This is a genomic window from Shewanella sp. MTB7, assembly GCF_027571385.1.
Lineage (GTDB): Bacteria > Pseudomonadota > Gammaproteobacteria > Enterobacterales > Shewanellaceae > Shewanella.
This window is the reverse complement of the sequence record NZ_CP085636.1, coordinates 3245518-3264465: the sequence shown is the minus strand read 5'-3', so window position 1 is coordinate 3264465 and position 18948 is coordinate 3245518. Positions and strand designations below refer to the sequence as shown.

14 protein-coding genes and 12 tRNA genes are annotated in these 18948 nt (G+C 43.0%); 21 read left to right on the top strand and 5 right to left on the bottom strand.

Annotated features, from left to right (window positions below):
• Positions 1-174 precede the first annotated feature (174 nt).
• Positions 175-1296, bottom strand: a complete 1122-nt coding sequence (locus HWQ47_RS14005) for a pyridoxal-phosphate-dependent aminotransferase family protein (protein WP_269966716.1) — start codon at positions 1294-1296, stop codon at positions 175-177.
• Positions 1297-1656: 360 nt separating this feature from the next.
• On the opposite strand from HWQ47_RS14005, the gene HWQ47_RS14000 reads away from it, so the two are divergent.
• Entirely contained in the window at positions 1657-2496 is an 840-nt protein-coding gene (locus HWQ47_RS14000; protein ID WP_269966715.1) for an outer membrane protein OmpK, read from the top strand.
• A 195-nt stretch (positions 2497-2691) separates the two neighbouring features.
• A complete protein-coding gene (locus tag HWQ47_RS13995; RefSeq protein WP_269966714.1) occupies positions 2692-3927 on the top strand; it encodes a malic enzyme-like NAD(P)-binding protein in 1236 nt (411 codons plus the stop codon).
• 107 nt (positions 3928-4034) lie between these two features.
• Here the strand turns inward: HWQ47_RS13995 and HWQ47_RS13990 are convergent, their stop codons facing one another.
• Positions 4035-4898, bottom strand: a complete 864-nt coding sequence (locus tag HWQ47_RS13990; protein WP_269966713.1) for a hypothetical protein — start codon at positions 4896-4898, stop codon at positions 4035-4037.
• Positions 4899-5210: 312 nt separating this feature from the next.
• Here HWQ47_RS13990 and HWQ47_RS13985 point away from each other — a divergent pair, with 312 nt between their 5' ends.
• From HWQ47_RS13985 to prpF, 5 genes are all read left to right on the top strand, one after another.
• A complete protein-coding gene (locus HWQ47_RS13985) occupies positions 5211-5873 on the top strand; it encodes a GntR family transcriptional regulator (protein ID WP_269966712.1) in 663 nt (220 codons plus the stop codon).
• 47 nt (positions 5874-5920) lie between these two features.
• Positions 5921-6799, top strand: coding sequence for a methylisocitrate lyase (prpB, locus tag HWQ47_RS13980; RefSeq protein WP_269966711.1), 879 nt, complete (start codon positions 5921-5923; stop codon positions 6797-6799).
• A gap of 98 nt (positions 6800-6897) precedes the next feature.
• Positions 6898-8022, top strand: a complete 1125-nt coding sequence (gene prpC / locus HWQ47_RS13975; RefSeq protein ID WP_269966710.1) for a bifunctional 2-methylcitrate synthase/citrate synthase — start codon at positions 6898-6900, stop codon at positions 8020-8022.
• 213 nt (positions 8023-8235) lie between these two features.
• Positions 8236-10857 carry a Fe/S-dependent 2-methylisocitrate dehydratase AcnD gene (gene acnD, locus HWQ47_RS13970; RefSeq protein WP_269966709.1) on the top strand — a complete coding sequence of 874 codons (2622 nt, stop codon included), beginning with the start codon at positions 8236-8238 and terminating at the stop codon, positions 10855-10857.
• Between the two features lie 74 nt (positions 10858-10931).
• Positions 10932-12164 (top strand): 2-methylaconitate cis-trans isomerase PrpF, encoded by a 1233-nt coding sequence (prpF, locus tag HWQ47_RS13965; RefSeq protein WP_269966708.1) that lies wholly within the window; start codon positions 10932-10934, stop codon positions 12162-12164.
• Between the two features lie 78 nt (positions 12165-12242).
• On the opposite strand, the gene HWQ47_RS13960 is transcribed toward prpF, so the two are convergent.
• Positions 12243-12863 (bottom strand): riboflavin synthase subunit alpha, encoded by a 621-nt coding sequence (locus HWQ47_RS13960; protein ID WP_269966707.1) that lies wholly within the window; start codon positions 12861-12863, stop codon positions 12243-12245.
• 32 nt (positions 12864-12895) lie between these two features.
• Between HWQ47_RS13960 and HWQ47_RS13955 the strand changes: the two genes are divergently transcribed.
• The 13 genes from HWQ47_RS13955 to HWQ47_RS13895 all read left to right on the top strand — a co-directional run bounded on the left by HWQ47_RS13955 (position 12896) and on the right by HWQ47_RS13895 (position 16093).
• Positions 12896-14272, top strand: coding sequence for an MATE family efflux transporter (locus HWQ47_RS13955; RefSeq protein ID WP_269966706.1), 1377 nt, complete (start codon positions 12896-12898; stop codon positions 14270-14272).
• A 297-nt stretch (positions 14273-14569) separates the two neighbouring features.
• Positions 14570-14646: transfer RNA gene (locus tag HWQ47_RS13950), tRNA-Val, on the top strand.
• A gap of 45 nt (positions 14647-14691) precedes the next feature.
• Positions 14692-14768, top strand: a tRNA-Met gene (locus HWQ47_RS13945).
• Positions 14769-14813: 45 nt separating this feature from the next.
• Positions 14814-14890: transfer RNA gene (locus HWQ47_RS13940), tRNA-Met, on the top strand.
• 45 nt (positions 14891-14935) lie between these two features.
• A tRNA-Met gene (locus HWQ47_RS13935) sits at positions 14936-15012 on the top strand.
• Positions 15013-15057: 45 nt separating this feature from the next.
• Positions 15058-15134, top strand: a tRNA-Met gene (locus tag HWQ47_RS13930).
• 45 nt (positions 15135-15179) lie between these two features.
• A tRNA-Met gene (locus HWQ47_RS13925) sits at positions 15180-15256 on the top strand.
• Between the two features lie 44 nt (positions 15257-15300).
• A tRNA-Met gene (locus HWQ47_RS13920) sits at positions 15301-15377 on the top strand.
• 45 nt (positions 15378-15422) lie between these two features.
• Positions 15423-15499: transfer RNA gene (locus HWQ47_RS13915), tRNA-Met, on the top strand.
• Positions 15500-15544: 45 nt separating this feature from the next.
• A tRNA-Met gene (locus HWQ47_RS13910) sits at positions 15545-15621 on the top strand.
• A 45-nt stretch (positions 15622-15666) separates the two neighbouring features.
• Positions 15667-15743: transfer RNA gene (locus tag HWQ47_RS13905), tRNA-Met, on the top strand.
• A gap of 153 nt (positions 15744-15896) precedes the next feature.
• Positions 15897-15973 (top strand) — tRNA-Val (locus tag HWQ47_RS13900).
• A gap of 43 nt (positions 15974-16016) precedes the next feature.
• Positions 16017-16093, top strand: a tRNA-Val gene (locus HWQ47_RS13895).
• A gap of 78 nt (positions 16094-16171) precedes the next feature.
• Here the strand turns inward: HWQ47_RS13895 and HWQ47_RS13890 are convergent.
• Both HWQ47_RS13890 and HWQ47_RS13885 read right to left on the bottom strand, forming a co-directional pair.
• On the bottom strand, positions 16172-16360 hold the full coding sequence (locus HWQ47_RS13890; protein ID WP_269966705.1) for a CPXCG motif-containing cysteine-rich protein: 189 nt from the start codon (positions 16358-16360) through the stop codon (positions 16172-16174).
• Between the two features lie 250 nt (positions 16361-16610).
• Positions 16611-16778: a hypothetical protein gene (locus HWQ47_RS13885; RefSeq protein ID WP_269966704.1), complete on the bottom strand. Its 168-nt coding sequence runs from the start codon at positions 16776-16778 to the stop codon at positions 16611-16613.
• A gap of 238 nt (positions 16779-17016) precedes the next feature.
• On the opposite strand from HWQ47_RS13885, the gene thrS reads away from it, so the two are divergent.
• Entirely contained in the window at positions 17017-18945 is a 1929-nt protein-coding gene (gene thrS / locus HWQ47_RS13880) for a threonine--tRNA ligase (RefSeq protein WP_269966703.1), read from the top strand.
• Positions 18946-18948: the final 3 nt, after the last annotated feature.

Sequence of the window (18948 nt, the reverse complement as noted above, 5' to 3'; positions counted from 1 at the left end):
CCAGTTTAATATAATCGCAGTGCGCTTTCCTATTACTTTTTACCTGTGCCACTGCCAAATTGATGCGTCAAAAGTTAGATTTTTGTCAAAAGCCTCATCTCACATTATGGTTTTTTGCCGGAGAGATAGCCGTTTTCAATTCCACATTATGGAAGCGCAAACGGCTATAATGCCCTACTGATTCAACGCATCTTCAAGTGCTGCCAAGCATAAAATGACATTTTCACTTCTCGCTGCATAGCCCATAAGACCAATTCGCCACGCTTTACCTGCAAGATCACCAAGACCAGCACCTATCTCTAAGTTGTACTTATTGAGGAGGTAGTGGCGGACTTTGACGTCATCAATGCCTTCTGGGATGTAGATAGCGTTAAGTTGAGGTAAACGCTCTTCTTCAGGGACAATGAACTCAATACCTAATTTGGCCAAGCCTTTAGCAAGGGCTTCATGCTGTATTCTATGGCGTTTGATGCGGTTCTCAAGACCTTCATTATGTAACTGAAGGAGCGATTCATGTAATCCATACAGAGAGTTAACTGGGGCGGTATGATGATAACTTCGCTTACCACTCCCTGACCAGTAGTTCATTACAAGTGATTGATCTAAAAACCAACTTTGAATTTGCGTTTTACGTTCTTTGATCACATTGACCGCTTTTTTACTAAATGAGATCGGTGATAAACCAGGCACACAAGATAAGCATTTTTGCGATCCGGAATAGATAGCATCGATTCCCCATTCATCGACCTTGACTTCTATTCCGCCTAAGGAGGTGACAGCATCAACAATAGAGAGACAGTGATACTTTTGTGCCAGTGCACATAAGGTTTTTGCATCAGATACTGCGCCTGTAGAGGTTTCTGCGTGAACAAAGGCGATAAATTTTGCATCAGGATTAGCAATAAGTGCTTGCTCTACTTTGTCGACTTCAACAGCACGTCCCCAGGGTGAGTCAACGATTATCGCTTCAGCACCTATTCGAGTGACGTTTTGGATCATGCGGTCACCAAACACACCATTACGGCAGACGATGACTTTGTCGCCAGCTTCTACGAGGTTAACAAAACACGCTTCCATCCCCGCAGAGCCTGGTGCCGATAACGCGATTGTAAACTCATTTTTAGTTTGAAAAGCATATTGAAGTAGGGCTTTTACTTCATCCATCATTCCGACGAATAGGGGATCTAGATGACCGATTACGGGTCTTGAAAGTGAAGCCAGAACCTCAGGGCTTATATCTGAAGGACCTGGGCCCATTAAGATCCTACGAGGAGGATTAAAAGATTGAAAGTTCATTTTATATGCCTTTATTAGATGGAGTGTTGTCTGGTTAACATTTGATACCAAAACCTGTCACAAGTGTCAAGTTTGTGGGTGTGTGGAGTTTAAACAAAAAATGGTCACTGTATTTCTATAAAAAAATTGAGTTGACACAGATGTCAGGATTTGTAAGCTTGGTTAAGATTTAGTCAGGCGCAACTTGTCGTTAACAGTTTTATCTTTTCTGTTTCATTAGTCATGAAATAAGAATTTGAATAAATCTGGAATTAATAAATTTATTAGTTTTATTGTGCTTTATAAATTTAATCGCTGAATACTTTAATAATAATGATATTCAGTAATGAATATAAATATAATAATTAAGAAGGAATGGTTATGAAGTTCTGTAAAACAGTGAGTGCTATCACTACAATCTTAATTGCATCGTCAGCACTAATAACGACAAATGCTACTGCAGAGAACTGGAGCAACACCGAAGTGCAATTACAAACACTGGGTGAATTGGAGGTTGTTGGTACTGGGGGCACTGCTACTACTACTATTGTGACTTTCCAACATGCTGGTGGTTGGGATTACGGTGATAACTTCTTTTTCATTGACTACAGCCGTTACGATGTCAATGAGGATGCTAATTTTCCAGTTGAGGATAGTAGTGCATTCTATGGTGAGTGGTATTCAAACTTTAGTTTGGGGGCCATTACTGGCAATGACCTCTCTTTCGGCCCAGTAAAAGATATTGGTGTTGTGGCAGGTTTTAACTTTGCACCTGAAGTTGATAGTGCGTGGCTTCTACCAGGCGTTAAGTTTTCACTCGATTTGCCAGGCTTCGCTTTCGCACAGATTAATGTGACTGGATACATACACCAAGGTGGTGGTAGTGCCTCTTCATCAGTTTTTACTATCGTTAATGAAGAATCTAGCTATATGGTTGATTTTGCCTGGGCCTATCCTTTCAAGCTCGGTTCCACGAGTTGGAGTATTGAGGGACACTTGGAGTATATCGATGGTCGTGAACAGACCAATAATTTTGGTATGACAGATCTTGAGTACTGGATCTTATTTCAACCACAACTCCGTTTAGATTTAGGTGAGCTATTAGGCACGAATGCCAATCAATTGTTTGTTGGTATTGAGTATCAATACTGGAAAAATAAACTTGGTGAGAAAGGCACTGATGATAATGCCGCACAATTTTTAGCGGTATGGCGCTTCTGATCTAAAATCAGTCGAAAACTCGAGCCAGTGCTCATTAATCTTAATGAGCACTGGCTGCCACTCAACGAGTTGCTCTACACAAATAGAGATTCTACTACCGATTAATACCCGCTTTTTGCCCAAATAACGTAGGCGTTTTTGGCGCAATCTTATCTGCAGTTCAGTCAACAGGAATACATCATCGAAGGATCACTTATGAGCAATTTGAAACAACGCGCGCTGGATTACCATTCATATCCCACTCCAGGGAAAATTGCGGTCGAAATAACGACTCAGGCTGAAACGAGTGATGATCTATCGCTTGCATATAGTCCAGGTGTGGCAGAGCCTTGTCGAGAAATTGCCGCTAACATAGAAAACGTTTATAAGTACACAGGTAAAGGCAACAGTGTTGCAGTGATATCAAATGGCAGTGCAGTGTTGGGTTTAGGGAATTTGGGGCCTATGGCATCAAAGCCTGTGATGGAGGGGAAGGCGCTGCTATTTAAACGCTTTGCCAATATCGATTCGTTTGATATTGAAGTGACTCATGATACCCCAGATGAGTTCATTAACACTGTCGCAAGTATTGCTGACACTTTTGGGGGAATTAATCTTGAAGATATCAAAGCCCCAGATTGTTTTGTGATAGAAAAAGCCTTACAAGAGCGCTGTAATGTTCCCATATTTCATGATGATCAGCATGGTACCGCGATTGTGACAGCCGCTGCTATGCTCAATGCGTTAGAGGTACAAGATAAAGAGATTAGCCACGTGGACATCGTCTGTTTGGGAGCGGGGGCTGCGGCGATAGCTTGCATGGACTTGCTAATCCAATGTGGCGCTAAGCGTGAAAATATTTATATGCTCGACACTAAAGGGGTCGTGCATACTCGACGAACCGATCTTAATGAGTATAAAACACAGTTTGCCAATAATACTGATAAGCGCACCTTAGATGATGTCATTGAGGGAGCTGATGTGTTCATTGGTGTGTCGGGACCTAATTTACTTTCTGCTGAGCAGTTATCTAAAATGGCTGTTAGGCCGATTGTATTTGCTTGCTCAAACCCAGATCCTGAAATAAAGCCAGAGCTTGCGCATTCAATCAGAAATGATTTGATCATGGCAACGGGTCGTTCTGATTATCCAAATCAAGTCAATAATGTGCTCTGTTTTCCGTTTATCTTCAGAGGTGCATTAGATGTACGAGCGCGGAAGATAAACAATGAAATGAAGTTAGCTGCCGTTGATGCAATACGTTCACTGGCAAAAGAGCCCGTACCGGAAAGTGTGCTACAAGCGAGTGATGAGAGCACACTGAGCTTCAGTCGCGACTATATTATTCCCCGTCCTATGGATCCTAGGCTGTGTAATAGAGTGGCTAAAGCCGTTGCGCAAGCCGCTGTAGACTCAGGTGTAGCTGCATTGGCTATGTCAAAACACTATTAGTTCGGTTAGCTGCATGTTACTAACAATGTTTCGCTATTGGGACATTGTTAGTAATAAATACACAGCAAGAAGTAACTTCGACAGGTCATTGTGGCTGAAAGGGTTTGTTAACTCTCACTAATTAGCATCTGTTGGCAATATGCAAGTCGTTGACGGATCCCATCAAGATATTGCGAAGCGAGGTTATTTAACAAATACCAGTAAGTTGGCGTTAATTCTGGTGTTTGATTGAAAAAAAGGTTTTCGCAGGTTAGCAGTTTCTCTTGAGTTGAATGATTAAGCCAACATGAGATATGGCTAGATGACATCTCCTCTAAGTTTGATATTGATTGTTGGCGTTGTTGTTCTGAACAATCAACGTGCTTTCCTATCTCTATCAATTGAGTAAATGGGCATTGGCTATCTATCGATGACGTCGAACTAGGGTCTATGGCTGTTGTATTATTACGCGCAGGCTCGGTTAAGTAGAGTTCTTTCCAATTCAGGTTATGTGTCTGTAGTGTTAATGCTATTCGGCGTTCACCTAGCCAATTATGCACCATGCAAGGCAAATGCTCTTGCTTGGACATCATCAGATCACGACTGAGACTCGGCAGTAAAGACATGCGTTTAACATGTAATTGCTCAGATAACTGAGTCATGAGTACAGTGGTAACCAATCCTGTTGATGGCCAACAATTGAGGCTTAATTCCAATCGCTCTGCGACTTCTACTAATTGCTGTGTTAATAACGTTTCTTCTGGCTCGTCCAAAAATCCAGTGACAACAAAAGGGGCTTTGGATCCAACAAATGGACCGTTGGAGATATTGATCAGCGAATCATGAGTATTGTCTTTACTGTTTGGAGACTGGGTACCATTAAAAATGAAGGTAACGCCATTTGATGCAATATCCCAATTTCCAGACGCATTTCCTACAATGGTTGCTGTGGTAAATAGAGATGATTGACAGGGGGAATTAACTATCTGCATTAGAACCTTTAGTGTGAATGATTAGGTCAGTGGTGATTATCAAGCATGTTACCTATTGATACTGCTGTGCTTGGAATGTACCAATATGCAGCTTATTTGTAAATTCAAGAGACTAACAAACCCTCAATTTTTTTAGATTGGCCAAATTGGCATGGTTTTGAGCCAATATCACCTTCTGTTTCATAACTATTGCGTTCCAAAATCGCGACACTAATTAACTTTTTGTCGACAATCTCTGGGTTTATTATTGACCAACATGAAATACTTGGCTATATTGTCGACAATGTATTGTAAGGTAATTGTTAGTGGATTATGACATTTTTCGATGAAGAACCTGTAACTACTGCAGATAAAACATTTTTTCAGCTACGAAAAGATATTGTTGAAGGTGGTATTTTCGCGGGATCTAAATTAAGCGAAACGGAGTTGTCGACAAAGTACTGTGTCAGTCGTGCAATTATTCGTGAAGCTATTAATCGATTAGAGTCATGTAACCTTGTTGAGCGCAAAGCTAATATCGGGGCCCGAGTCGTAGCGCTAACGTCAGCAGGTCTAATTGATCTCTACCAAGTGCGAGAGTCATTAGAAGGCATGGCGGCTCGTCTCGCCGCTAAAAATATGGCACCCGAAGAGATCGATGATCTTAACATGTTACTCAATTGCCATTTTCAAAAAGTGAAAACCGGTGAATCATATTATCAAGAAGCGGGTGATGTTGATTTTCATTATCGCATCATCTTGGGCAGTAAAAATAAACACCTAATTACAATGCTGATCGATGGGATCTATCATCTGGTCCGTATGTATCGAGTCCAGCTTGGTATGTCAGGGCCGAGGATCACCACAGCCTTTGATGAACATAGACATATAGTGCAAGCCATATCTAATCGTGACGAAGAGCTCGCTGAAATGCTGATGCGTCGCCACATAATGTATTCAAAGAAGAATGTAGAAGCCAAACTTGTTAAGAGTTAACACCCTATTTATGTATCTAGTTTAAGAACTAGCTTAAGGAGACGAAGATGAGTGCAGGGAAAAAGTTCCGTCAAGCATTAGTAGATAATAAGCCACTGCAAATAGTCGGTACTATTAATGCCTATACGGCCATGATGGCCAAACAGATCGGTCATCAGGCCATCTACCTATCTGGTGGCGGCGTTGCGAATGCATCTTACGGATTGCCAGATCTTGGCATGACATCACTCAATGATGTGATTGTTGATGTTCAGCGCATTACCTCTGCATGTGACCTACCATTACTTGTTGATATTGATACAGGTTGGGGCGGAGCTTTTAATATTGCCAAGACCATTCGTGATATGGAGAAAGCTGGCGCTGCTGCGGTTCATATGGAAGATCAAGTTGCTCAAAAGCGCTGTGGTCACCGTCCTAATAAAGAGATCGTGTCTACGGAAGAGATGGTTGACCGCATTAAGGCGGCGGTTGATGCTCGCACCGATCCAGATTTTTTCATCATGGCCCGCACAGATTCATTTGCACAAGAAGGACTTGAAGCCGCGATTGAGCGTGCTAAAGCCTATGTCGCTGCTGGCGCTGATGGGATCTTTGCTGAAGCAGTCAAAACTGAAGCACATTATCGCGCTTTTTCAGCAGCCTTAGATGTGCCGATTTTGGCAAATATTACAGAGTTTGGTCAAACAGAACTTTGGAACAAGCAGCAGCTTGGAGAGTGGGGCGCTGACATGGTGCTTTATCCTTTAAGTGCATTTCGTGCCATGAACAAGGCTGCCGAGATGGTGTATTCATCAATACTCGAAAATGGCGATCAAAAAGCGGTAGTCGATTCAATGCAGACGCGTATGGATCTGTATAACTATCTTGGATATCACGACTACGAAGAGAAGTTAGACAGTTTGTTTGCTGAAGGTAAAAACAAGTAATCACAATGATATGAACCCTACAGCTTATGTATCAATAATAAGGCAACAAAACACAATAGCCTGAGCATAAGTAGATCAACAAAGAAGAGGAACAAGTTATGGTAGACAAGAAACTAAGTGGTGCAGGTCTTCGTGGTCAAAGTGCTGGAGATACATCGCTATGTACTGTGGGCAAGTCTGGATCTGGATTAACCTATTGCGGTTATGACGTGGCAGATTTAGCTGATAACACTACGTTTGAAGAGGTGGCATATCTGCTATTCAACGGTGAGTTACCTAATAGCACACAACTTGATGCTTATAAAACTGAACTCATGGCCCAACGTGATCTTCCTCAAGCATTGAAAGAGGTGCTACAACGCATACCTGCTGATGCTCATCCGATGGATGTGATGCGAACCGGTTGCTCTTTTTTAGGAAATTTAGAGCCTGAAGTCGATTTTAGTGAACAAACTCAAGCTGCTAATCGTTTGCTTTCTGCTTTCCCTGCCATTATGTGTTACTGGTATAAATTCTCCCATGAAGGTGTAGAGATAGATTGTGTTACCAATGAGGGCTCACTTGCAGGTCATTTCTTGCATCTACTGAACGGTAAAGCGCCGTCGGAGCAACATAGACGCGTGATGGATGTGTCATTAATTTTGTATGCTGAGCATGAGTTTAATGCCTCTACTTTTACTGCACGTGTTTGTGCATCGACACTATCGGATATGTATTCTTGTATTACTGGTGCTATTGGTACTTTGCGTGGACCACTGCATGGCGGTGCTAACGAAGCTGCTATGGCTATGATTCAACAATTCTCATCACCTGCGGACGCGAAAATCCAAATGGCAGGCATGCTTGAACGTAAAGAGAAGATCATGGGATTCGGTCATGCGATTTACCGTACATCAGATCCTCGTAACGTCATTATTAAAGCTTGGTCAGAAAAGCTAGCCCATGAAAATGGTGACATGTCTTTGTACGACATATCCGTGGCTTGTGAAGAGTTTATGTGGGACACCAAGAAACTGTTCTGTAATGCTGATTTTTTCCATGCATCGGCTTACCATTTTATGGGTATTCCCACTAAATTGTTTACGCCTATTTTTGTCTGTTCACGACTAACAGGTTGGGCTGCTCATGTGATGGAGCAGCGCTCCAATAACCGTATCATTCGTCCAAGTGCTGATTATACGGGAGCAGAGCCTAGAAGTGTTAAGCCTATTAGTGAAAGATAGAGGATAGGGCATAGGACCTAGATTCTAGATTCTAGATTCTAGAAGCTAGAACGTGATTTTGGTCACAGCGAGAGTGTCACTATGCTCCTGCTAGATCCTATACGGTCAAAGGATAAATACGCTGCTCGTTTTATCTTTTGATTGTATAGCAGGGCGAAGCCCTCTCTGGCAGCGTAACGCCCTAGTACCTTAGATATAAAATTGGAACACCTTATGAATACCACCTACCGTAAATCTTTACCGGGTACTGAACTCGACTATTTCGATACTCGTGCAGCTGTTGATACTATTACGCCGGGTGCCTATGACAAGCTACCTTATACTTGCCGTGTATATGCTGAAAACTTAGTACGCCGTTGTGCGCCAGATAAACTCACCGCTTGTCTTGAACAGATCATCATGCGCAAACGTGATTTGGACTTTCCTTGGTATCCAGCCCGCGTGGTGTGTCATGACATTTTGGGACAAACCGCTTTAGTTGATCTTGCTGGTCTTCGGGATGCCATAGCTGACAAAGGTGGTGACCCATCGAAAGTGAACCCTGTGGTGCCGACGCAGTTGATTGTCGATCACTCTCTTGCCGTTGAGCATGCAGGTTTTGAAAAAGATGCATTTGATAAAAACCGCGCGATTGAAGATAGACGTAACGAAGACAGATTTCATTTTATCAACTGGACTAAAACAGCATTCAAAAATATCGACGTGATCCAGCCGGGTAATGGCATTATGCATCAGATTAACCTTGAGAAGATGTCGCCAGTGATTCAATCCTTGGATGGTGTCGCTTTTCCAGATACTTTAGTGGGGACAGACAGTCATACACCTCATGTGGATGCACTGGGCGTGATCGCGATTGGTGTAGGTGGTCTTGAAGCTGAAAGTGTCATGCTAGGTCGGCCTTCTTATATGCGTCTTCCTGATATTGTAGGCGTCGAACTAGTGGGTAAACGTCAACCGGGTATCATGGCGACAGATATTGTATTGGCGATTACTGAATTTTTACGTAATGAAAAAGTCGTGTCGACCTATTTAGAGTTTTATGGTGAAGGCGCAGCTAATCTTACCTTGGGCGATCGTGCAACGATCTCGAATATGACACCTGAATTTGGCGCAACAGCGGCTATGTTCTATATAGATGAGAAAACCATTGATTACCTTAAGTTAACGGGTCGAGATGAAAGTCAGATTAAGCTAGTTGAAATCTATGCGAAGCAAAGCGGTTTATGGGCTGATAGCCTTAAAAATGCAGAATATGAGCGTGTACTGAGTTTTGATTTATCATCGGTTGGTCGTAACATCGCAGGGCCTTCTAATCCGCACCGCCGTGTATCGACCAGTGATCTCGCTGTAAAGGGCATTAGTGGTGATTATGGCAGTGAACAAGAGACTGAAGCAGGGTTAATGCCTGATGGCGCCTGCATCATTGCTGCTATTACCAGTTGTACTAACACCTCAAACCCACGCAATGTGATTGCGGCAGGTTTACTTGCCCGTAATGCTAACGCAAAAGGGTTAACGCGTAAGCCTTGGGTTAAAACCTCTTTGGCGCCAGGCTCAAAAACGGTGCAGTTGTATCTTGAAGATGCACAATTACTGTCAGAACTAGAGCAACTTGGGTTTGGTATCGTTGGCTTTGCTTGCACGACTTGTAACGGGATGAGTGGGGCATTAGATCCAGTTATTCAGCAGGAAGTGATCGATCGCGACCTTTATACAACAGCGGTACTTTCAGGTAATCGCAACTTCGATGGTCGTATTCACCCTTATGCCAAGCAGGCCTTCTTAGCTTCACCGCCTCTGGTTGTTGCTTATGCCATTGCGGGAACTATTCGTTTCGATATTGAGAAAGATAGCTTAGGAACAGACAACCAAGGTAATGAGATCACCCTCAAAGATATCTGGCCATCAGATGAAGAGATAGATGCAGTGGTTGCAGCGAGTGTAAAGCCGGAGCAGTTTCGTAAAGTCTATGAGCCTATGTTTGATATTAAAGTCGAATACGGCACAGATGTGGATCCACAGTATCAATGGCGTCCACAGAGCACTTACATTCGTCGTCCTCCTTATTGGGAAGGTGCTTTAGCAGGTGAGCGCACCATGAAAGGGATGCGTCCACTGGCAGTACTTGGCGATAACATTACGACCGATCACCTTTCTCCTTCAAATGCAATTATGCTCGACAGTGCGGCTGGGGCATATCTGGATAAAATGGGATTGCCTGAGGTGGACTTTAACTCGTATGCCACTCATCGTGGCGATCATTTAACGGCTCAACGAGCAACGTTCGCTAACCCTAAGCTGTTTAATGAGATGGTGACTCACCTTGGTAAAGGCGGGTTGTCTGAAGTTAAGCAAGGATCGCTGGCCCGTATTGAGCCTGAAGGTCAAATTTCACGCATGTGGGAAGCGATTGAGACCTATATGGAGCGTAAGCAACCCCTTATCATTATCGCGGGCGCTGATTATGGTCAAGGTTCAAGTCGAGACTGGGCTGCAAAAGGTGTCCGTTTAGCTGGAGTTGAAGTGATTGTTGCTGAAGGTTTTGAGCGTATTCACCGTACCAATCTAGTAGGAATGGGTGTACTGCCGCTAGAGTTCACTAATGGTGAAAACCGCCATACCTATCAAATCGACGGTACTGAAACTTATGATGTCATAGGCGAGCGTATACCAGGTGCTATTTTGAGCGTGATTATCACTCGTAAGAGTGGCGAGCAAATCGAAGTCGCGGTGAAGTGTCGATTAGATACGGCTGAAGAGGCATCGATTTATGAGGCGGGCGGAATATTGCAACGTTTTGCTCAAGACTTCCTTGAGTCATCTTCTGCGGCTTAATTCGACATTATTTTATATTTAGCAATAGAATTGTGGCGCAACAATGCGTCACTCTCTATTAAAGGGTGATATGCATGGGACAAGAACCTAAAGCTCTGCCAGTTTTTTCTCTTCAGATAAAAATACCTGCGACGTATATGCGTGGTGGTACCAGTAAAGGAGTGTTTTTCAATCTCGAGGACCTACCGGCACAAGCACAAATCGCGGGTGATGAACGCGATGAATTGTTGCTTAGGGTGATTGGCAGTCCTGATCCCTATGGAAAGCAAACAGATGGCATGGGAGGCGCGACCTCAAGTACCAGTAAAACAGTAATTATCGCTAAAAGTGCTCAAGCAGATCACGATGTTGATTATCTGTTTGGCCAAGTGGCAATCGATAAACCTTTTGTTGATTGGAGTGGCAATTGCGGTAATTTATCTGCCGCGGTTGGTTCGTTTGCAATCAGTAGTGGCTTAGTTAATCCTGAGCGCATACCTGATAATGGCATCGCGGTCGTACGAATTTGGCAAGCTAATATTAACAAAACCATTATCGCGCACGTGCCTGTGACTAACGGTGAAGTGCAGGAGACGGGGGGTTTTGAACTCGACGGTGTGACTTTTCCTGCTGCTGAAGTCTTGGTTGAATTTATGGACCCGGCTGATGGAGAGGGGGCGATGTTCCCCACTGGGAACTTAGTCGATGACTTAATTGTGCCTACTGAAGTTGTTGCAGCTGGAGTATTAAAAGCCACGATGATCAACGCAGGGATCCCGACGATCTTTATTAATGCTAGCGATCTAGGCTATACAGGAGCTGAGCTTCAGCAAGCTATAAACGGCGATCCAAAGGCATTGGCGATGTTTGAGGTTATTCGTGCTCATGGTGCGGTTAAGATGGGACTCATTAGTCATATCGATGAAGCTGCTGGGAGACAACATACCCCCAAAGTGGCTATTGTTGCTGAACCTATGGATTACACCTCATCAAGTGGAAAGGTTATTTTAAGCACGGATATAGATTTGAATGTGCGCGCACTCTCAATGGGTAAACTTCATCATGCCATGATGGGCACCGCTGCGGTAGCTATTGGGACTGCAGCAGCCATACCTGGCACTTTAGTTAATCTTGCTGCTGGTGGTGTGGACAGAGAATCTGCAGCAAGTGGTAATGTCGTATTTGGTCATCCTTCGGGGACATTGAAGGTGGGTGCTGAAGCAAAGTTTGAAAATGGGCAATGGCAGGTAACTAAAGCCGCAATGAGCCGAAGTGCACGAGTATTGATGGAAGGCTGGGTGAGAGTGCCTGGAGATACGTTCAAATAAAGAGACTTTTTAGTAAAAGAGAGTTGAGAATAGTAAAAGACAAGCTCCAATTCTGGTGCTTGTCTTTTATAGTATCTATCAAGCCTTAATGAATGCCTTTTTTGCTAGTATGCGCTCAACGGTGTCGACAATGGCTTGTGTTTGGCTGTCGATTTCAATATTGACTTGCTCACCTATTTTGACGATATCCAGATTGGTTAATTTTAACGTCTCAGGGATCAGGTGTAGCATGAAGCTATTTTCTGTCACTGCGCCCACTGTTAAACTGCAACCATTTACCCCTACAAAACCTTTATAGAGGATATAGTTCATCCATCTAGGTTCCACTTCTAATTGAATATTGTAATGGGTACTGGTATTACTTATATTGACTATCTTGGCCTGAGTATGAATATGGCCAGATAGGATATGCCCACCGATTTCGCTACCAAATGTGAGAGACCGCTCGATATTGATCTTAGAACCAAGTTGTAATTTTGAGAGGTTAGTCACGGTCAAAGTCTCTTCCATTACATCGAAAAACACCCTATTATCGTCAATTCGTGTAACCGTTAAACAGACTCCGTTGTTCGCAACACTTGCGCCTGTTATGAGCCCTTCACGTAAACTGGGTTCCATAGCGATTTCTAGCGTATTTAAGCCATCTTTCTTATTTATCGCAACCACTTCGCACGTGGCTTGAACTATACCTGTAAACATATTTTCTCTCGTTAGTATTAAAGGCAATTTTCATGAATCATGTCGGCTTTCAGGCCAAACGCTTAGTACAGCTTGCTCTACCTGTACTTATTGCTCAAGTAACCCAAACTATGATGGGGTTTATCGATACCGTTATGGCTGGTCGTGTCAGTGCAGTCGATATGGCCGCCGTAGCCATAGGTACCAGTTTATGGTTGCCTGCATTGTTGTTTGTTCAGGGGCTATTAATGGCCTTTACCCCTATGTTTGCGCATTATCATGGCGCAAATGATCAAAAGGCGATCCAACCTCTCGCTTTTCAAGCTGGTTATATTGCCATAGTTGGTAGTGTCGGTGTTGTGGTATTCCTCAGTTTTGCGGAACAAATTTTCTCTATGATGACGTTAGACCCAGAAATGGCCAGATTGAGCATAGGTTATCTTGAGGGCTTTGCATGGGGCGTACCTGCGTTTATCTTATATCAGGTTCTGCGTGGATGCAGTGAGGGAATATCCTATACCTTACCAACTATGGTTATCGGCTTTGTTGGCTTAGCGGTTAATATTCCGGCTAACTATGTTTTTATCTATGGTCATTTAGGTATGCCCGCCATGGGAGGTGCAGGTTGTGGCCTTGCGACAGCTCTGGTTTTCTGGGCTATGCTTATCGCGATGATTATCTATATGCAGTTTCATCAAAAATTTAAGGAGCTTGCACCATTTAAGGCTTTTCATAAACCACATCTATCTACCATGTGGGATATGACTAAGCATGGTTTACCCATTGCTATGGCTCTGTTTTTTGAGGTGAGCTTGTTTGCAGTGATTGCACTACTACTTGCCCCACTGGGTGCTATTGTTGTCGCCGGTCATCAGATCGCCCTTAATTTTTCATCCATTGTATTTATGTTACCGTTGTCAATCGGCATTGCGGTTTCTATACGTGTTGGATATTACTTGGGACAAGATAAACCTGAGGTATCAGCTCTGATCACTAAACTTGGGCTAACCATTGCATTTGGTCTTGCAGTGATCACCGCGATATTCACTGTTGTATTTAGGTATCAGATCGCGCACTTATATAATAGTAATCCTGAAGTTGTCACGTTAGCGGCGAGTTTAATGTTCCTTGCGGCACTGTATCAACTATCAGATTCGGTTCAAGTCGTGGCAGCTGGAGCGCTAAGAGGGTACAAAGATACAAGAAGTGCCTTTTATATCACCTTGGTTTCTTATTGGGCGGTGGGCATGGTACTAGGTTATACATTAGCAAGAACGGATTTGATTGTTCCTGCTATGGGTGCACATGGTTTTTGGATAGGCTTAATCGCAGGGCTTACAAGTGCAGCATTACTGTTTGCATTAAGGTTAAGGTATATACAGAAAAGAAGTTTTACAAACGAAGTTTTATTGAATGCATCAAACCACTAGATTTTAGTGCTTACTTTTTGGTCGTAAAGAGGAGCTAATACAGCTTCTCTTTGTATATATGCGCCATAAAAGAGCAAGTTGAGTAGCAAAGCAGCACTTAAACAGAAACTTCATCTTTTTACTTGCAACAAAAACTGTATCCCGTATTATGACGCTCGTTCCAAGGCAATAGCCGAACGGACACTAGGGCGCGGGATGGAGAAGCATAAAAGCTACTCGGACTCAACTCTTTATATAAAACAAGGCGAAGGTCGTTGCCCTGCTTTACTAGAGAGTAATCCAGCTCCCGCAATCAATACAACCGTAGCTCAGTTGGTTAGAGCACTACCTTGACATGGTAGGGGTCGGTGGTTCGAATCCACTCGGTTGTACCAATTCTTTTATAGCAGAATCAAAACAGTTATTAGCGTCAACATGGACGCGGGATGGAGCAGTATGGTAGCTCGTCGGGCTCATAACCCGAAGGTCGTTGGTTCAAATCCAGCTCCCGCAACCAATTCTTTTATAGCAGAATTAAAACAGTTATTAGCGTCAACATGGACGCGGGATGGAGCAGTATGGTAGCTCGTCGGGCTCATAACCCGAAGGTCGTTGGTTCAAATCCAGCTCCCGCAACCAATTCTTTTATAGCAGAATTAAAACAGTTATTAGCGTCAACATGGACGCGGGATGGAGCAGTATGGTAGCTCGTCGGGCTCATAACCCGAAGGTCGTTGGTTCAAATCCAGCTCCCGCAACCAATTCTTTTATAGCAGAATTAAAACAGTTATTAGCGTCAACATGGACGCGGGATGGAGCAGTATGGTAGCTCGTCGGGCTCATAACCCGAAGGTCGTTGGTTCAAATCCAGCTCCCGCAACCAATTCTTTTATAGCAGAATTAAAACAGTTATTAGCGTCAACATGGACGCGGGATGGAGCAGTATGGTAGCTCGTCGGGCTCATAACCCGAAGGTCGTTGGTTCAAATCCAGCTCCCGCAACCAATTTTTTATAGCAGAATTAAAACAGTTATTAGCGTCAACATGGACGCGGGATGGAGCAGTATGGTAGCTCGTCGGGCTCATAACCCGAAGGTCGTTGGTTCAAATCCAGCTCCCGCAACCAATTCTTTTATAGCAGAATTAAAACAGTTATTAGCGTCAACATGGACGCGGGATGGAGCAGTATGGTAGCTCGTCGGGCTCATAACCCGAAGGTCGTTGGTTCAAATCCAGCTCCCGCAACCAATTCTTTTATAGCAGAATTAAAACAGTTATTAGCGTCAACATGGACGCGGGATGGAGCAGTATGGTAGCTCGTCGGGCTCATAACCCGAAGGTCGTTGGTTCAAATCCAGCTCCCGCAACCAATTCTTTTATAGCAGAATTAAAACAGTTATTAGCGTCAACATGGACGCGGGATGGAGCAGTATGGTAGCTCGTCGGGCTCATAACCCGAAGGTCGTTGGTTCAAATCCAGCTCCCGCAACCAATTCTTTTATAGCAGAATTAAAACAGTTATTAGCATCAACATAGACGCGGGATGGAGCAGTATGAAAGCTACTCGGACTCAACTTTTGATATAGAACAAGGCGAAGGTCGTTGCCCTGTTTTTGTAAAGAGTTGTCCAGCTCCCGTAACCAATACAACCGTAGCTCAGTTGGTTAGAGCACTACCTTGACATGGTAGGGGTCGGTGGTTCGAATCCACTCGGTTGTACCAATCTTTTTGTAAAAGATTGAATTTTATTTTAGTATGAGACAATACAACCGTAGCTCAGTTGGTTAGAGCACTACCTTGACATGGTAGGGGTCGGTGGTTCGAATCCACTCGGTTGTACCATCTATTTAAAATAAGAGATACTTCGTCAGCTTAAGCTGGCTTTTTTGTATCTGAAAATCACCTTATATCAAAGTTCCGTTAGTTATCTGAGTTGATATATAATTCAATTACCTGCTGTGATTCATCAAGATGAATTCGCAAATGAATAGCATTGCAGCATATTCTACAGTCGTCGTAATAATCTTGATCCCCAGAAGTACCATCTATATCAATATGTTGGTGGTGACCACAGTGTGGGCAGCAAATTGTCTGTGTGGAATACTTCATTTGACCTCCATATACAGTCAACAATGATGAATAAATTTTCGAGTTATCACTATGCTCTTCTATATAGAGCTTTGCTAGTGACCTCACTAATTGTTCTCTTTGTTCATTATAAGTTATGGAGACAGCCTCTTTATTACATATTTAATGTAATTGGTATTACATATTTAATGTAATTGGTATTACTAATAGAACATCAGCATAATACTGTTATTTTGTAGGTTAGTTTTCCTCTGAATAGAGATAGACTGCTTTAATCATTGTCAAGGTGATGTGTTAACCCCTTATCTATTGCGATTACCATAGGTTTAAACTCTGCTTCAAGATGGTCCTTTATTTCCATTAATAATTCCTTGCTCATATCATCAATCACAATTTCATTTTCAGGTGTGCTTGTTATTTCAGCAGTTAATGTGTTCAACGTTGTCTTTTACAATGAATCCGTAAAACCATGACATTGCATAGTAAAAATCAACCATTTTTGTCACGCAAAAGTTCAAGTGGGCTCTTGCGTTTAGCTAGTGTGATCTCGTAGAATTACGCTCTTGTGCTTAAGGTGCCTAAGACTCTTGTAATGGCTTATCCCATAAGTATGTTTTCTTTTATTATTTATTAGCAAGTGGCCCTACGTGGGGGTCACCACTGGATAAGGATTTTTCATGCCTGTTATTACACTTCCTGATGGAAGCAAACGCGAGTTTGCCAACCCTGTTTCTACTTTAGATGTTGCTGCCGATATAGGCCCTGGACTCGCGAAAGCGTGTATCGCGGGTCGTGTTAATGGTGAGTTGAAAGATGCTTGTGATCTTATCGACACAGATTCAGAGTTATCTATTATTACGGCTAAAGATGAAGAGGGTGTTGAAATCCTTCGTCATTCATGTGCTCACCTTTTAGGTCATGCATTCAAGCAATTATGGCCAGAAGCAAAAATGGCAATTGGTCCTGTCATTGATAATGGTTTTTACTATGATATTGATTTAGCTCATAAGTTGACCCAGGAAGATATCGATGCACTGGAGAAGCGCATGGTACAACTTGCAAAAACTAACTATGTCGTTGAAAAGCGTGTAGGCAGTTGGCAAGTAGCGCGTGATACGTTTGAGGCTCGTGGCGAAACGTACAAGATGGCTATCTTAGATGAAAATATCAGTCAGGACGACCAACCTGCGCTATATCATCATGAAGAGTATGTTGATATGTGCCGTGGTCCTCATGTGCCAAACATGAGATTTTGCCAAAACTTTAAGTTGATGAGTGTAGCCGGCGCATACTGGCGCGGTAACTCTGATAACAAGATGCTACAACGTGTTTATGGTACAGCTTGGGCTGACAAAAAAGCATTAAAAGTACATCTTAACCGTTTAGAAGAAGCAGCGAAGCGAGATCATCGTAAGATTGGTAAGCAACTTGATCTTTACCATATGCAAGAAGAAGCACCTGGTATGGTGTTTTGGCATAATGATGGTTGGAGCTTGTACCTAGAGCTTGAGAAGTTTATTCGTCAGAAGCTTGGTCAATACACTTATCAAGAAGTGAAAGGTCCGTTGATGATGGATCGTGCCCTTTGGGAGCGTTCTGGGCACTGGGACAAGTATTCAGATGCTATGTTCACTACAAGCTCTGAAAATCGTGAATATGCGATTAAACCAATGAACTGCCCTGGTCATGTTCAGATCTTTAACCAAGGTCTTAAATCTTACCGTGATTTGCCACTTCGGATGGCAGAGTTTGGTTGTTGTCATCGTAACGAGCCGTCAGGTTCTTTACATGGCCTGATGCGTGTTCGTGGTTTTACTCAAGATGATGCACATATCTTCTGTACTGAAGATCAAGTACAGCAAGAAGTGAGCGCGTGTATCAAGATGGTTTATGATACTTACGAGACTTTTGGTTTTAAAGATATCGTCGTGAAACTCTCTACTCGTCCTGAAAAACGTATTGGCGATGACGAGATGTGGGATAGAGCCGAAGAAGCGCTTAAACAAGCGCTAAAAGCCAACGAGATAGCTTTTGATATCTTACCTGGAGAAGGGGCATTCTACGGCCCTAAAATTGAGTTTACGCTGCATGACTGTCTAGATCGTGCATGGCAGTGTGGTACTGTTCAGCTTGATTACGCTCTGCCTAGTCGTCTGGGAGCGACTTATGTTGCTGAAGACAACAGTCGTCAAACACCAGTTATGATTCATCGTGCTATTTTAGGTTCATTAGAGCGTTTTCTCGGTATTCTTATCGAAGAGTATGCGGGTAAATTTCCAACTTGGTTAGCACCTACACAAGCCGTAGTGATGAATATTACCGACAAACAGTCCGATTATGTCGACGAAGTCGTAAATATTTTAAAAGAAAACGGAATTCGTGCCTCGAAAGACTTGAGGAATGAGAAGATAGGCTTTAAGATACGCGAACACACACTAAAGCGTGTACCTTATTTATTGGTCGTTGGTGATCAAGAGATGGAAAATAAGGAAGTTGCGGTGCGAACCAGAGATGGTGTTGACTTAGGCAAAATGCAAATATCTGATTTTGTGTCTAAGATAAAAAAACAAATTTCGCTCCGTAGTCTCAATTTGTTGGAGGAATAGGTC